Here is a 14,856-nt window from a genome sequence, read left to right on the forward strand (position 1 = left end):
TAATGAGTTATCAAATTGATGCAGCGACCACTAAAATGAAAATCTTTTCATTGAATTCCAACCAAGGATTAGCAGAGGAAATTGCACAGCACGTAGGGTTGCCATTAGGAAAAAGTTCAGTTACCCATTTCAGCGACGGTGAAATCCAGATCAATATCGAAGAAAGCATCCGCGGCTATGATGTCTTCATCGTTCAATCGACTTCACAGCCGGTCAACGAAAACCTAATGGAACTCTTAATTATGATCGATGCTGTTAAACGTGCTTCGGCTCGTACAGTAAACGTTGTAATGCCTTATTACGGCTATGCGCGCCAAGACCGCAAAGCTCGTTCACGCGAACCGATTACGGCTAAACTGGTAGCGAACCTACTAGAGACTGCGGGAGCGACGCGCGTTATTGCACTCGATTTGCATGCTCCTCAAATCCAAGGATTCTTTGATATCCTGATTGACCATTTGGTCGCTGTGCCTCTTATTTCAGATTACTTCTTAAAAGAAAGCGGCATCGATTTGGAAAACGTCATCGTTGTTTCTCCTGACCACGGCGGTGTAACACGTGCGCGTAAAATGGCAGATCGCCTGAAAGCGCCGATCGCCATCATCGACAAACGCCGTCCGCGTCCGAACGTTGCGGAAGTGATGAACATCATCGGGAATGTTGAAGGCAAAACGGCTATCATCATCGATGACATCATCGACACAGCCGGAACGATTTCGATTGCGGCGAGCGCATTGATTGAAAGCGGAGCGAAAGAAGTCTATGCATGCTGTACGCATCCTGTCCTATCAGGGCCAGCTGTCGGCCGCATCAACGATTCCGTGATCAAAGAATTGATCATTACGAACTCTATTGCGTTGCCGGAAGAAAAGAAATCGCCGAAAATCAAGCAGCTTTCTGTTGCGAAATTATTGGCTGAAACCATTGTCCGCGTCCACGAACAAAAATCTGTCAGCACGCTGTTTGATTAATGACAAAGTGCAGCTCATGCCGTTGAAAGGTTTGGTTTTTGCAAGATAGGGGTATTTACTCACTATGCATAATTAAACTGGAGGATGAGGTATATGAGTACAAAAATTACAGCACAAAAAAGAGAGAGCGGCACACCGCACTCGTCATTAACCGAACTAAGAGGAAAAGGCGATGTTCCTGGAGTTGTTTACGGCTTCCAGACAGAGACGACGCCTTTAGTGGTATCGGAAATCGATTTGATTAAAACATTGCGTGAGTCTGGACGCAATGGCGTCATCAATTTAGAGATTGATGGAAAATCCATAAATGTAGTATTGAACGATTTCCAAAGAGATGCGTTAAAAGGAAACTTTGAGCATGTCGATTTCTTAGCGATTAACATGTCTGATGAGCTTGAAGTTTCAGCAACTGTGCATACAGTCGGCGAATCTCCAGGGGAAAAAGAAGGCGGCATTGTCAACCAGCCGAACCGTGAAGTGACAATCAAAGTGAAGCCTTCAGACATCCCGGATGCAATCGAAGTGGATATTTCGAATCTGGCGATTGGCGATACGGTGACAGTCGGCGATATCCGCGGAAACGTTTCGTATGACATTTTAGACGAAGACGACTTCATTTTAGTATCCATTGCAGCTCCTCGCACTCAAGAAGAGTTGGATGAACTGGAAGCGCCTGCTGAAGATGCAGCTGGCGAGCCAGAAGTCATCAATGGCGACGCTGAAGACGGCGAAAAAGAAGCTTAATCAAAAAAAGAAAAGGGGCTGTCTCGCGACAGCCCCTATTTTTCTGTTTTAATGAACGTTTATGGTAAAATGTGAAGCAGTGAAAACAGCAAAGGAAGATGGCTATGAAATTGATTGTGGGCCTGGGAAATCCCGGGAAAGCATATGAATCAACCCGGCACAATGTCGGTTTTCAAGTAATCGACTATTTGGCGTCTAAATGGAATGCCCCTTTGACTCAATCAAAATTCAAAGGAATGTATTCGATCATCCACCGTCCGGAAGGAAAAGTCATGTTATTGAAGCCGTTGACCTACATGAACTTGTCGGGTGAGAGTGTCGGCGCTCTAATGGACTATTACGATATTGCGATTGAAGACTTAGTGGTTATTTATGACGATCTCGACTTGCCGACGGGGCAGCTTCGGCTTCGCCAAAAAGGCAGCGCCGGCGGGCATAACGGCATCAAATCGCTTATTCAGCATTTGGGCACTCAACAATTCAACCGCATGCGTGTCGGCATCAGCCGCCCGCCGGCCGGGATGAAAGTGCCGGACTATGTACTGGCGCGTTTTTCGGAAAATGAAGCTCCGGAAATTTCCGAAGCCATCAAGAAAAGTGCAGAAGCCTGTGAACTATGGCTGTCAAAGCCGTATCTAGAAGTCATGAATGATTACAATGCAACGGTCAAATAGAATTTCGCTTTGGCGCAAGACCGCGTCCAGAGCTTTTTTCTGTTTCTGAATGACGCATGAAAATCACGAATACACTGTTTATTTTGAAAGGAGGAAGCGGGATGGACCGTATACTAAAATCGTTTGCTGAGGATTCTCATACCCAGGCATTAATTAGCGATTTGAAAAAAGGGCAGGACCACCAATTGATTTCAGGGCTGTCCGGCAGTGCGCGCCCCATTTTTTACCAGACGGTTTGGGCAGAATCGAATACGCCTTTATTGATTGTGGCCCCGAATTTATTGCATGCCCAGCGCACTTATGACGATTTGGTCAAATTGATGGGAGAAGAGCTTGTCCATTTGTATCCGGCAGATGAATTGATCGCGGCAGATGTGTCATTCTCCGGCCCAGAACTGCGTGCCCACCGAATTGATACACTGGATCACATGAAAAATGTCGGAAAAGGCATTTACATCACACCGGTTGCGGGCATGCGAAAACTGATGCCTTCTCATGAGCAATGGGAATTTTCAACTTTGCGTACGCACATGGGAGATGAAATTGACACAGAAGAATGGATCGGGAAATTGGTGGCGATGGGCTATTCGCGCACGCCGATGGTCACGACTCCAGGCGAATTTGCTTTGCGCGGCGGGATATTGGATATTTATCCGCTGAACTTTGAACACCCGGCCCGCATTGAGCTGTTCGATACCGAAGTCGATTCCATCCGCCAGTTTTCAGCCGAAGACCAGCGTTCACTTGAGAAGATGGAGTCCTTGTGCATCTTGCCCGCCACGGAACTGGTGCTGACGCGTCTGCAAAAGCTTGAGCTGGCAGAAAAAATCGAAGAGAAATTGGCAGCTACTTTGAAAAAAGTGAAAGCGGATGACACAAAAGAAGCGTTGCTTCTGCATATCCAGCATGATATCGATATGCTGCGGGAAGGCAATGTGCCGGAACAGGTGGCGAAGTATGCGGCCTTGGTGGACAGCCAATCAGCTTTCTTGGGCGATTATTTCCCGGGGAATGGCGTGATTTTCTTTGATGAACTTGGCAGAATCCAGGAAATGACCGAAACCTTGGAGCGTGAAGAAGGCGATTGGATCGTTTCGCTGCTTGAGGAAGGGAAATTCCTTCAGGATCTCCCGTTGTCGTATACGTTCCGTGAAGTGCTCCAGAAAACAAAACAGCAAGTCTCATTTCTTTCTTTATTCGTCCGGACATTTCCGTCGATTCAAATAAAGAAATCGATTACGTATTCGTGCAAGCCGATGCAGTCTTTCCATGGGCAGATGAATTTGCTGAAAGCGGAAGCCGAGCGCTGGGCATTGGCCAAATTCCAGGTGTTTATCATCGCGGAAGGCGAAGAGCGGCTGCGCAAAGTGCGTTCGGTGCTCGAAGACTATGGAATGGAAGCGGAAATCATTACAGATGCAACCACCGTGCAAGGGGGACATATGTATTTGGTCGACGGCGATTTGTCGGGCGGTTTTGAAATGCCGCTGCAGCGCATGGCCGTCATCACCGATGCAGAAATGTTCAAACTGCAGGCAAAGAAAAAGACGCGTCCGCAAAAACTGACCAACGCGGAGCGCATCAAGAGCTATTCGGAAATCAAACCGGGCGACTATATTGTCCATATCCACCATGGCATTGGCCGTTATATCGGCATTGAAACGTTGGAAATCGGCGGCGTCCATAAGGATTATTTGCACATTGTCTATAAGGCAGACGATAAATTATTCGTACCGGTCGACCAGATTGACTTAATCCAGAAATACATTGCTTCCGAAGAGAAAGAGCCGAAGCTGCATAAGATGGGCGGAGCCGAATGGAAGAAGACGCGCCGGAAAGTATCCGCGGCGGTTCAGGATATCGCAGATGATCTTATTAAACTCTACGCAGAACGCGAAGCTTTGAAAGGCTATGCATTCTCCGAAGAGCAGGATATGCAGCGGCAATTCGAAGCGGAATTCCCGTATGAGGAAACCACGGATCAGCTGCGTTCGATTACAGAAGTGAAGCGCGATATGGAAAAAGAACGGCCAATGGACCGCTTGATATGCGGAGACGTCGGCTACGGCAAAACCGAAGTCGCGATTCGTGCCGCATTCAAGGCAGTGCTTGATGGCAAACAAGTAGCCTTCCTCGTGCCGACGACCATCCTGGCGCAGCAGCATTTTGAAACGATGAGTGAAAGGTTCAAAGACTACCCGATTACCGTCGGGTTGATGAGCCGCTTCCGTTCGAAAAAGCAGCAGGCTGAAACGGCCAAAGGCTTACGTAACGGGACAGTTGATGTGGTCGTCGGAACCCATCGCATCTTATCGAAAGACATTGGCTATAAAGACTTAGGGCTGCTGATCATCGATGAAGAACAGCGCTTTGGAGTTACCCATAAAGAGAAGATTAAGCAGATGAAGACGAATGTGGACGTTCTGACCTTGACGGCGACACCGATTCCGCGGACGCTACACATGTCCATGATCGGCGTGCGTGACCTTTCCGTTATTGAAACGCCGCCGGCTAACCGGTTCCCGGTGCAAAGTTATGTCATGGAGCACAACGGTGCGCTTGTGCGCGAAGCGATTGAACGTGAAATGGCGCGGGGCGGCCAAGTGTTTTATTTATACAACCGGGTAGATGATATGACCCGCAAAGTAGAAGAAATTCAAGCTTTGGTGCCGGAAGCGCGCATCGGGCATGCCCACGGGCAAATGTCCGAAACCGAATTGGAGTCCGTTATTCTCGGATTCCTGGACGGCGACTACGATGTGCTCGTAACGACGACGATTATTGAAACCGGAATCGATATTCCGAATGTCAATACCTTGATCGTCCATAATGCAGACCGCATGGGCTTATCGCAATTGTATCAATTGCGTGGACGCGTCGGCCGTTCGAGCCGTGTCGCTTATGCGTACTTCATGTACCAGCGCGATAAAGTGCTGACAGATGTAGCAGAAAAGCGCCTCATGGCCATCAAGGAATTTACAGAACTCGGATCCGGCTTCAAGATTGCGATGCGGGATCTGTCCATTCGCGGTGCCGGAAACCTGCTCGGATCGCAGCAGCACGGCTTTATTGACTCCGTCGGTTTTGACCTGTACTCGCAGATGCTTGAGCAGGCCATCGAAGAGCGCCGCACCGGCATTAAGAAAGAGGAGATTCCGGAAGTGGAGATTTCGCTTGATGTGGATGCTTATATTCCAGACAGCTACATTGGCGACGGCTACCAGAAAATCCAGATGTACAAACGCGTCAAAGGCATTGAAACCGAAGAGGAAGTTACGGAGCTGCAAGATGAATTGATCGACCGTTTCGGCGATATGCCGATTGAGACCGATCGCTTGCTGAGCGTTGCGCGCATGAAAGTTTGGGCCCGCATGACCGGTGTCGAGTCGATCAAGCAAACCGGCAAAATCATCACGATCAAGCTATCGGCTGAAGGGACCGCTGCGATGAACGGCGGCAAGCTTGTGGAAGAATCTGCCGCTTACGGCCGCGCTGTCGGTTTCAGTATGGCCGGACAGCAGCTCGTGATGACCATTGATGAAAATAAAACCAAGAAGCACCATCCGTTCGATGTGCTGGAAGGCATGATGAAGCTGCTTCCGGAATCGCTTCGGGAAGAAAAGCCGGTCAGTTAATTTAGTAGAGGGAATGAGTGAAGCCCGTTGGCGAATGAAGGAACAATGAAAACATTTATGAAAGGCGCAGTTCTTTTGACGATGGCGGGCTTTATCGTCAAATTGCTGAGTGCCATTTACCGTGTGCCTTTCCAAAACTTAGTCGGGGACCAGGGCTTTTATATTTACCAGCAAGTGTATCCGTTTGTCGGCATTTTCAGTGTCTGGACTTCTTACGGTTTTGCAGTAGCGGTCTCAAAGCTGCTTGCTGATTCAGAGAAACCGGACCATGGCGCAATTTTGCGGATTTCTCTCGGTTTTATTGCGGCTGTGTCGCTCGCGGTTTTCCTGGTGCTGTTTTTGGGTGCGGAAGGATTGGCCGGTTGGATGGGCGACCGTCAACTCGCCCCGCTTTTGCAAATTGCGGCTTTGGCGGTATTGCTGATGGCACCGATTGCAGTGATGAAAGGGCATTTCCAGTCCCGTAATCATATGCAGCCCGTCGCCTATGCCCAAGTGATGGAGCAGGCCATCCGGGTATCGGTCATTTTGCTTGGTTCTTGGCTAGTCGTCATGGCAGGCTATTCGCTGTATGCGGCAGGAAGCATGGCGATACTCGGTGCCGCTGTCGGTGAACTGGCAGCCGTGCTTTTGCTGTTTTATTTTTTCCGGCGTTCGTACCATCGAGAAGAACGCAGGACTCCAGCGATCCGTCCGTGGCCGATCATCAAAAAAATGACTGTCATCAGTTTGAGCATCAGCATGAGTTCATTGATTCTGCTGTTCTTTCAACTGGTCGATTCGTTTTCGGTCTTTCGTCTGCTGACAGAGGCAGGCGTAGATCGGATGGAAGCAATGGAGCAAAAAGGCGTCTATGACAGAGGGCAGCCCCTTGTGCAATTCGGCATTCTCATGGCCACGTCGCTTGCGCTTGCCATCGTGCCGCTTGTGGCACAAATGGCAAAAAAACCATCCGGCAGGCCGGCTCAAGCTTATGCGCAATTGGCTTTCCGGGTGTCATTTTTATTTGCCTTTGCTTCAGCTGCCGGCCTGTCGCTCGTGATGCCATATGTAAATGAAATGCTGTTTGAAACCCGTGAAGAATCAGCCGCGTTGATCGTTTTCAGCTGGCAGATCGTCTGGATGGCGTTATTGCTGGTTTTGACTTCCTTGCTTTACGGATTGGGAAAAGTGAAGATTCCGGCTTGGCTATTAGCCGGAGGCATCGTGGTCAAAATCATCGGCAATTGGCTGTTGATACCGATTGGGGAAGTGACGGGTGCTGCGCTTGCAGGAAACATGGGGCTCGCCTTTGTCGTTTTCGGCCTCCTTCTTTATTTCAAACGGGTCTGGCCGATCCGGCTGGCGCCAAAGCGCTATTACGGCTGGATTTTCGCTGCAGCTTCAGCCATGGCGATTGCGGTTGCCGGTTGGTCACTGTTCGCTGACGGGGTCCTCTTCGATGGCTTGGAAAGCCGCTTATCTGCTGCCTTGATTGCCGTGACGGCTGTTCTTCTCGGTGCGGCGGTATTTCTAGTTGTGGTGGCGCGCAGCCGCATCATCACGGAAAGAGAATGGTTTATCATTCCGTTCGGCAGGAAACTGGCAGGGCTTCAATTGAAATTGAACGCCAGAAAAAAAGGAGATCGTATATGAACACCATCCATGTAATCGGGCTGGGCGCAGGAGATTTGGATCAACTGCCGCTTGGCGTCTATAAAAAATTAAAGAATGCTTCGAAGTTGTATGTGCGGACGGAAGACCATCCCGTCTTGCAGGAATTGGCCGAAGAGGGCATGAGTTTTAACTCTTTCGATGCCGTTTACGAAAAACACGATACCTTTGCCCCGGTCTATGCAGAAATTGCAGATACGCTGATTGCCTTAGCAAAAGAGCAATCGGTCATTTATGCCGTACCGGGCCATCCATTGGTCGCCGAGCAGACGGTTCAATATTTAGTGGAAGCCGAAAAAGATGGAGGTTTCCGCTTAGTGATCGAAGGCGGGCAAAGTTTTCTGGATCCGATTTTCGGAGCGCTCCGCATCGACCCGATTGAAGGGTTCCAGCTGCTCGATGGCACAGCGATGGCAAGCGACGATGTCAATATGACGCAGCATGTGTTAATTGCGCAAGTCTACGATTCCTTTAGTGCATCGGAAGTGAAGTTGACGCTAATGGAAAAATATCCGGAAGACTACGAAGTGACCATCGTGACCGCGGCGGGTTCAGCAAACGAAGTGCTGCGGAAGGTTCCGCTCTATGAACTGGACCGTGCAGCGGAAGTGGATAATTTAACGACGATTTATGTGCCGCCGGCCGTGGACCAAATGGATCGCCTAAAGGAATGGCAGACGTTCCGCCAGATTGTCGCCCGTTTAAGAAGCCCTGAAGGCTGCCCATGGGACCGCGAGCAAACGCATGAATCATTGCGCCCGTATTTATTGGAAGAAGCGCACGAGCTGCTCCAGGCGATTGAGGAAGAAGATGACGAAGCAATTGCGGAAGAATTGGGCGATGTGCTGCTTCAAGTATTCCTGCATGCACAAATTGGCCAGGACAACGGCTATTTCCAGTTGGAAGATGTCTTGTCAGCAGTCAGCGCGAAAATGATCCGGCGCCATCCGCATGTCTTCGGCGATGTGGAAGCTGTCACGTCAGACGAAGTCGTATCGAACTGGCAAGCGATCAAAGCCCAGGAAAAACCGCAGACGGCTTCCATTCTGGACGGACAGGAACGCTTCAGTTCCTCGTTGATGACGTCTTATAATTACCAGAAAAAAGTGGCCAAAGTCGGCTTTAGCTGGTCGGATGCAGAAGGGGCTTGGGAGAAATTCCAAGAAGAATTGCAGGAATTTCAGGAGGAAGCGGCGAAAGGTTCTAAAGAGCGGCAGCTCGATGAACTGGGCGACCTGCTATTTACTCTCGTCAATATTGCCCGCTTTTATGGATTGTCGCCTGAACAGGCCATGGTCCATGCCAACCAGAAATTCCAGCAGCGCTTCAGCCATGTCGAAAAGCGCGTCAACGAAGGAAGCGGCAATTTCAGCGACTATACATTAGCGCAATTAGATGAATTTTGGAACGAAGCCAAAACATTGGCAAGAAGGGAAGAATGACGATGCGTCTGGATAAATTTTTGAAAGTCTCCCGTTTGATCAAACGCCGTACGTTGGCTAAAGAAGTAGCTGACCAAGGACGGATTACCGTAAACGGCAATAAAGCAAAGGCAAGCTCGGTCATCAAAGAAAATGACGAATTGCAAATCCGCTTCGGCCAAAAAGTGGTCACGGTACGTGTGGATATGCTGAAAGAAAATGCCCGTAAAGAAGAAACGGCCAATATGTACACCATCTTAAAAGAAGAAAAGCTGGATAAAATTGAACCCGAATTCATCGATGACGAAGCGTGAGGGTTTGAAAAAGAAAAAGCTGTTCCGGAAGCCAAGCGCTTTCGGAACAGCTTTTTTGTATTTATTGGCCAGCCATCAAGGCGACAAGCAAGGCTTTCTGTGCATGCAGACGATTCTCCGCTTCCTGGAAAACGACCGAATGCGGACCTTCAAGGATGCCCGTTGAAACTTCTTCTTCACGGTGAGCCGGAAGGCAGTGCATAAAGATATAATTTGGATTTGCGTGAGCTGCCAGTTCTTCGTTCACTTGATAGCCCTGAAAATGTTCCAAGCGCTCCAAAGCTTCCGCTTCTTGGCCCATGCTCGCCCAGACATCGGTGTAAATGACGTCGCAGCCGGCCACTGCTTCAACCGGATCTGTTGTGACCAAAATCGTTGCCCCCGTTTTCAAGGCAATCGCCTGAGCTAGTTCGACCATTTCAGGTTTTGGTGCATAAGCGGCAGGGGAAGCGATTGCGATGTCCATGCCGACTTTCGCCGCGCCGATCATCAGTGAATTCGCCATATTGTTGGCATCGCCGATATAAGCCATTTTCTTTCCTGCACAGCTGCCGAAATGTTCTTGGATCGTGAGCAAATCGGCCAGTACCTGGCATGGGTGAAAATCGTCCGTCAATCCGTTAATGACCGGCACCGAACTGTGGTCTGCCATTTCCTGGACCGTTGCTTGGTCGAATGTCCGGATCATGATGCCGTCGAGGTAGCTGGATAACACTTGTGCAGTATCTGAAATCGCTTCGCCGCGCCCCATTTGGATGTCGCGTGTGCTGAGGTGCATTGCATGTCCACCGAGCTGCAACATGCCTGCTTCAAAAGACACACGCGTGCGGGTGGACGACTTTTCAAAAATCATGCCGAGCACTTTGCCTTCCAATAACGGAAGGTGTTTATTCTCCGGTTTCTTGAGTTCTACTGCGAGCTCAAGCAACTCCAAAATCTCTTCGCTGCTGTAATCCTTTAGCGAAAGCATGTGTTTTTGGGCAATTTGTGGAGCATAAGGCAAAATCGCTGTCATTGGACAAGCACTCCTTTCGGTTTTCCGTTAATGGCTTTGACATATTCCTGGAAAGCACGGATGGTTTCCGTACGCGTCCAAACGTGAAGGCGATGGACAGCGGCTGTAGCTGCCTGGATTTTGTCGGGATCCTGCACTAAATCGATATACGCTTTTTTATTCTCCGTTTTCAGCCATTTCTCGAATGGCATCGATGCAGCGGTCTGGAAGGTGAAGCCTTGAGCGTTCCAAAAGTTCTCATCAATGAGCGAAAGCGAAGCCTCCGTAATGAAAATGGTGCCGCCGCCTTTCAGCGAAGCGAGTTGCTGAGAAGCGCCGTCCAGCGCTTTTTGCATGGCGAAATTTGAGTCCGGGCTGCTGCCGATGACTTCCCCCGTTGACATCATTTCGGGCGACAGGACAGGAGACAAGCCAGGCAATTTAATATGAGAAAATACTGGAGCCTTTACGGTATATTCCGGCTGGCCATTGTAGGATGCCTCGATGCCCAGCTCCTCAAAAGGAACACCGAGCATCAACGCTGTCGCCAATTGCACAAGCGGAACATCGGTCGCTTTCGAACTGATCGGCACCGTACGCGAAGCCCGCGGGTTGATTTCCATGACGTATAGTTGATCCTCTTCATAAACAAACTGGATGTTGAATAAACCCGTGTATTTCATATTGCCGGCGATATGCCGTGCGGTCGCGGTTAAGGCTGCAAGTGCTTTCGAAGACAGCGAAACCGGCGGTGTGATGGAAAGGCTGTCGCCGGAATGGACGCCGGTTCCTTCAATGTGTTCAAAAACAGCGGCAATCCATACATTTTCACCGTCCGATAAGATGTCCGCTTCCACTTCTTTCCCTGTGATGAAGTGATCTACGAGCACGGGATAAGACATGGAGGTTTGCACAAGCCATTGCTGCAATTCTTGCTCGTCGTGCAAAATCGTCATGCCTTTGCCGCCGATGACATAAGAGGGGCGCAGCATGACCGGGTAGCCAAGAACGCCTGCGAACTCTTGAACTTCTTCCGGCGTCTCCGCCGTGAAGCTCGGGATAACCGGCAAGCCGATCGATTCCAAAAATCCATAAAATCGCTCCCGGTCTTCCATTTGATCCAATAGATCCACTTCGGAACCGAGGATTGTGATGCCGGCCTCTTCCAATTCCGCTGCCACATTCAACGAGGTCTGGCCGCCGAATTGGACAATGACTTGCGTAATGCCTTCAAAATCGAGCACATTCAAAATGTCTTCAGCGGTCATCGGTTCAAAATACAAAGCATCTGCAATTTCATAATCGGTGGAAACCGTTTCCGGATTGTTGTTGATCATGATCGCTTCATAGCCATGCTGCTGAAGGGCGAGCACACTGTGCACGCAGCAATAATCGAATTCGATGCCTTGTCCGATGCGGATCGGGCCGGAACCGATCACCGCCACTTTTTTCTTCGTGGACGTTCGTCCGTCTGCCTGGCCGTTCCAAGTGGAATACAAATAGTTCGTCTGCGAACGGAATTCCGCTGCGCACGTATCAATCACCCGGTAAGACGGGAACAAGCTCCAGCTTTTGCGCTGGCCCCAAATCTCAGCAGGAGAGACATGCCATAGCGCCGCTAGTTGCTTGTCGCTGAACCCGAGGGCTTTCGCCTGCTTCAACCGGCTGTAAGTCATGCTGTTCCAGGACAATAAATGCAGTTTATGCCATTCATCAACGATGCGTTTCAAGACATACAAGAAATAAGGGGCAATCGCAGTCACATCATGCAATTGCTGGACTGTTTTATTGCGGATCAGCAATTCGAATAAAACGAAGAGCCGGCGGTCATCCGGTTCTGCAGCCATTTTTTCAAGCGTGCCGATCGGCAATTCGGCGAGGGCCGGCAAACGGAAGCCGTCGAGCGGCATATCGAGTGACCGGATGGCTTTTTGAAAAGCGGCTTCCATGCTGCGTTCAATCGCCATCACTTCGCCGGTCGCTTTCATCTGCGTGCCGAGTGTGCGGTTGGCTTGCTGGAATTGATCAAAGGGCCAGCGCGGAATTTTGACCGTGACGTAATCGAGCGCCGGTTCAAAGCTTGCAAAAGTAGTACCGGTCACAGGATTTTTCAATTCATTCAATGTGTAGCCGATTGCCAGTTTGGCGGCAATTTTTGCAATCGGGTAGCCGGTTGCTTTGGAAGCGAGTGCCGAAGACCGGCTGACCCGCGGATTGACCTCGATTAAATAATAGGCGGAAGTTTCAGGGTGCAAGGCGAATTGGACATTGCAGGCACCGACAATTCCTAATGCATCGATAATGTTGATCGATGCTGTACGGAGCATATGATACTCGCGGTCATTCAATGTCTGGCTCGGAGCCACTACAATGGAATCGCCTGTATGTACGCCGACCGGATCCAGATTTTCCATATTGCAGACCGTGATGCATGTGCCGTTTTGGTCGCGCATCACTTCATATTCAATTTCCTTGTAGCCGGCAATGCTTTTTTCAACCAGGCATTGACGAATCGGGCTCGCGCTTAAACCTTGCGCAACAAGCGAAACATATGCGGCTTCATCTGCCGCGATGCCGCCGCCGAAACCTCCGAGTGTGTAGGCAGGGCGGACAATCAAAGGATAGCCGGCTGTATCGGCAAAGTTCAAGGCTTCTTCGATGGAATAGACGATATCGCTGCTTGGAACAGGCTGCTCCAAGTGGTTCATCAGCGCACGGAACTGTTCGCGGTCTTCTGCTTTTTTGATCGAATCCATATTGGTTCCAAGCAGCGAGACGCCATATTTGGCGAGGATGCCGGCATCCGATAACGCCATGGCCAAATTTAAGCCGGTTTGGCCGCCGACTGTCGCCAGCAAGCCATCAGGACGTTCTTTTTCCAAAATGCGGGTAAGGCTATCAACAGTCAGTGGTTCAAAATACACTTTATGGGAAATGGTTTTATCGGTCATGATGGTAGCGGGATTGTTATTGACAAGAATTACTTCAATGCCTTCCTCCTTTAAAGCGAGGCAGGCTTGAGTCCCTGAATAATCAAATTCCGCGGCTTGGCCGATCACAATGGCGCCGGAACCAATCACCAATACTTTCTGGATGTCTGGATGTTTAGGCATGTAGGGTCACCTTCTTTTTCTGATGGATAAATGCGAGAAACTCATTGAATAGTTCTTGGTGTTCAGCAGGGCCTGGCGCTGCTTCCGGATGAAATTGAACCGTCAGCAGCGGAAGTTCGGGATGGCTCAACCCTTCTATGCTTCCGTCATTGACGTTTTTATAAAGAATGGAAAGCGGGGTTTCCAAAATGCTTGCTTCTTCGACGACGTAGCTGTGGTTTTGGGAACTCATGGTCACTTGCTGCGTCTTTATATGGATGACAGGATGGTTGGCGCCGCGATGGCCATAAGGCAATTTCGCCGTTCGTGCGCCAAAAGCGGAAGCGATGATTTGATGGCCGAGGCAAATCCCGAACGTGGGATAGCGCTCTGCCCAGTCCCGGTAGACCGGAAACAGCGGAGCTAACGCAGCGGGGTCGCCAGGGCCATTGGAAAACAGCAAGCCGTCCAGCTGAAGCGCATCCAGCTTCTCGGTCGGCAAATGATGGGGAAGAATGCTGACTTTGCAATTGCGCTGCAGCAATTCCGTTAAGATAGAAGATTTAAAATGGAAATCGACTAGTCCAATATGAATCTCCCCGTCGCCGAACACCGTAATTTCCTCTGTAAGCGGCTGTTCCGGGAGAAAATCGGTTTGGATAGGGTTCCATGAAATCGGAGAAGAAGGGAAGGGGCTCATTTCCGACTGCATTGTTCCGTATTCGCGGACAATTTGAATAATGGAGCGGGTGTCTACGCCGGTTAAAATCGGCACCTGTCCATTTGCTGCAAACTCACTAAGAGGCACTGCCCCTTTTTCTAAAGGCCCTTCGTATAGCTCGGCTACAACAATTCCAGCTGCCTGAATCTTCTCGGATTGAATATGCTGGCTTTGGATGCCGTATTGGCCGATCAGCGGATAGGAGAACACGATGAGCTGCCCCTTATAGGAAGGGTCCGTCAGCACTTCTTCATATCCCGTCATGCCCGTGAAAAAAACAATTTCGCCTTGAATGGCTGTTTGAGCACCGTGCCACTGCCCTTTGAAGCTGATTCCGTTCGAAAGTGTTAACAAGCCTGCCATATTTCCACTCCATTCTTTATTCATTGATAATGCATATTTATAAATGTAATTTCAAAATCAACGTCAATTCACTTAATAAAATAAGTGTTTTTGAATAATGTCTCTTATTATATAATGTATAAAAATTAAGTCAATAGTATTTTTATTAATTAAAATGAATGTTCGGCTAAATCTATTCCCAAAAATGTTTCAAAAGTAGTAAGAATTGCAAAAAAACCTTATACTTACTGGGTTTTTCATGTATAATGACATCAAAGTGAGTCGGAGGAGGGAA

General features: G+C 49.4%; 10 protein-coding genes. 7 read left to right on the forward strand and 3 right to left on the reverse strand.

Annotated elements, in window-relative coordinates; translation table 11 throughout:
* Positions 1–2 precede the first annotated feature (2 nt).
* The 7 genes from MTR82_RS07725 (at position 3) to MTR82_RS07755 (ending at position 9,412) form a co-directional block, all read left to right on the forward strand.
* On the forward strand, positions 3–971 hold the full coding sequence (locus MTR82_RS07725; protein WP_052649513.1) for a ribose-phosphate diphosphokinase: 969 nt from the start codon (positions 3–5) through the stop codon (positions 969–971).
* 93 nt (positions 972–1,064) lie between these two features.
* Positions 1,065–1,715 (forward strand): 50S ribosomal protein L25/general stress protein Ctc, encoded by a 651-nt coding sequence (locus tag MTR82_RS07730; RefSeq protein WP_246808602.1) that lies wholly within the window; start codon positions 1,065–1,067, stop codon positions 1,713–1,715.
* 104 nt (positions 1,716–1,819) lie between these two features.
* Positions 1,820–2,389 (forward strand): aminoacyl-tRNA hydrolase, encoded by a 570-nt coding sequence (gene pth / locus MTR82_RS07735; protein ID WP_246808603.1) that lies wholly within the window; start codon positions 1,820–1,822, stop codon positions 2,387–2,389.
* Positions 2,390–2,490: 101 nt separating this feature from the next.
* Positions 2,491–6,024: a transcription-repair coupling factor gene (mfd, locus tag MTR82_RS07740; protein WP_246808604.1), complete on the forward strand. Its 3,534-nt coding sequence runs from the start codon at positions 2,491–2,493 to the stop codon at positions 6,022–6,024.
* Between the two features lie 27 nt (positions 6,025–6,051).
* Positions 6,052–7,659 (forward strand): putative polysaccharide biosynthesis protein, encoded by a 1,608-nt coding sequence (locus tag MTR82_RS07745; protein ID WP_246808605.1) that lies wholly within the window; start codon positions 6,052–6,054, stop codon positions 7,657–7,659.
* Positions 7,656–9,119 carry a bifunctional methyltransferase/pyrophosphohydrolase YabN gene (yabN, locus tag MTR82_RS07750; protein WP_246808606.1) on the forward strand — a complete coding sequence of 488 codons (1,464 nt, stop codon included), beginning with the start codon at positions 7,656–7,658 and terminating at the stop codon, positions 9,117–9,119. Before MTR82_RS07745 ends, yabN begins: the two co-directional genes overlap by 4 nt.
* A gap of 2 nt (positions 9,120–9,121) precedes the next feature.
* Positions 9,122–9,412, forward strand: a complete 291-nt coding sequence (locus MTR82_RS07755; protein WP_052654258.1) for an RNA-binding S4 domain-containing protein — start codon at positions 9,122–9,124, stop codon at positions 9,410–9,412.
* A 61-nt stretch (positions 9,413–9,473) separates the two neighbouring features.
* Here the strand turns inward: MTR82_RS07755 and argF are convergent, their stop codons facing one another.
* From argF to MTR82_RS07770, 3 genes are read right to left on the reverse strand one after another with little or no spacing between them, the layout of a single operon-like run.
* The gene (argF, locus tag MTR82_RS07760; RefSeq protein ID WP_246808607.1) at positions 9,474–10,427 is read right to left on the reverse strand and encodes an ornithine carbamoyltransferase; all 954 of its coding nucleotides are present in this window, start codon (positions 10,425–10,427) and stop codon (positions 9,474–9,476) included.
* Complete coding sequence (gene carB / locus MTR82_RS07765) at positions 10,424–13,519, reverse strand: carbamoyl-phosphate synthase (glutamine-hydrolyzing) large subunit (protein WP_246808608.1); 3,096 nt, start codon at positions 13,517–13,519, stop codon at positions 10,424–10,426. The genes argF and carB overlap by 4 nt, the downstream gene beginning before the upstream one ends.
* Entirely contained in the window at positions 13,512–14,582 is a 1,071-nt protein-coding gene (locus MTR82_RS07770; protein ID WP_052649505.1) for a carbamoyl phosphate synthase small subunit, read from the reverse strand. The genes carB and MTR82_RS07770 overlap by 8 nt, the downstream gene beginning before the upstream one ends.
* Between the last annotated feature and the right edge of the window lie 274 nt (positions 14,583–14,856).

It is taken from the genome of Planococcus ruber (genome assembly GCF_022819085.1).
GTDB classification, from domain to species: Bacteria; Bacillota; Bacilli; order Bacillales_A; family Planococcaceae; genus Planococcus; species Planococcus ruber.

Bases quoted from the DNA above. Each gene is read 5' to 3' on its own strand.
- MTR82_RS07725 (WP_052649513.1), top strand. From the start codon at position 3: ATGAGTTATCAAATTGATGCAGCGACCACTAAAATGAAAATCTTTTCA.
- MTR82_RS07730 (WP_246808602.1), top strand. From the start codon at position 1,065: ATGAGTACAAAAATTACAGCACAAAAAAGAGAGAGCGGCACACCGCAC.
- pth (WP_246808603.1), top strand. From the start codon at position 1,820: ATGAAATTGATTGTGGGCCTGGGAAATCCCGGGAAAGCATATGAATCA.
- mfd (WP_246808604.1), top strand. From the start codon at position 2,491: ATGGACCGTATACTAAAATCGTTTGCTGAGGATTCTCATACCCAGGCA.
- yabN (WP_246808606.1), top strand. From the start codon at position 7,656: ATGAACACCATCCATGTAATCGGGCTGGGCGCAGGAGATTTGGATCAA.
- MTR82_RS07755 (WP_052654258.1), top strand. From the start codon at position 9,122: ATGCGTCTGGATAAATTTTTGAAAGTCTCCCGTTTGATCAAACGCCGT.
- argF (WP_246808607.1), bottom strand. From the start codon at position 10,427: ATGACAGCGATTTTGCCTTATGCTCCACAAATTGCCCAAAAACACATG.
- carB (WP_246808608.1), bottom strand. From the start codon at position 13,519: ATGCCTAAACATCCAGACATCCAGAAAGTATTGGTGATTGGTTCCGGC.
- MTR82_RS07770 (WP_052649505.1), bottom strand. From the start codon at position 14,582: ATGGCAGGCTTGTTAACACTTTCGAACGGAATCAGCTTCAAAGGGCAG.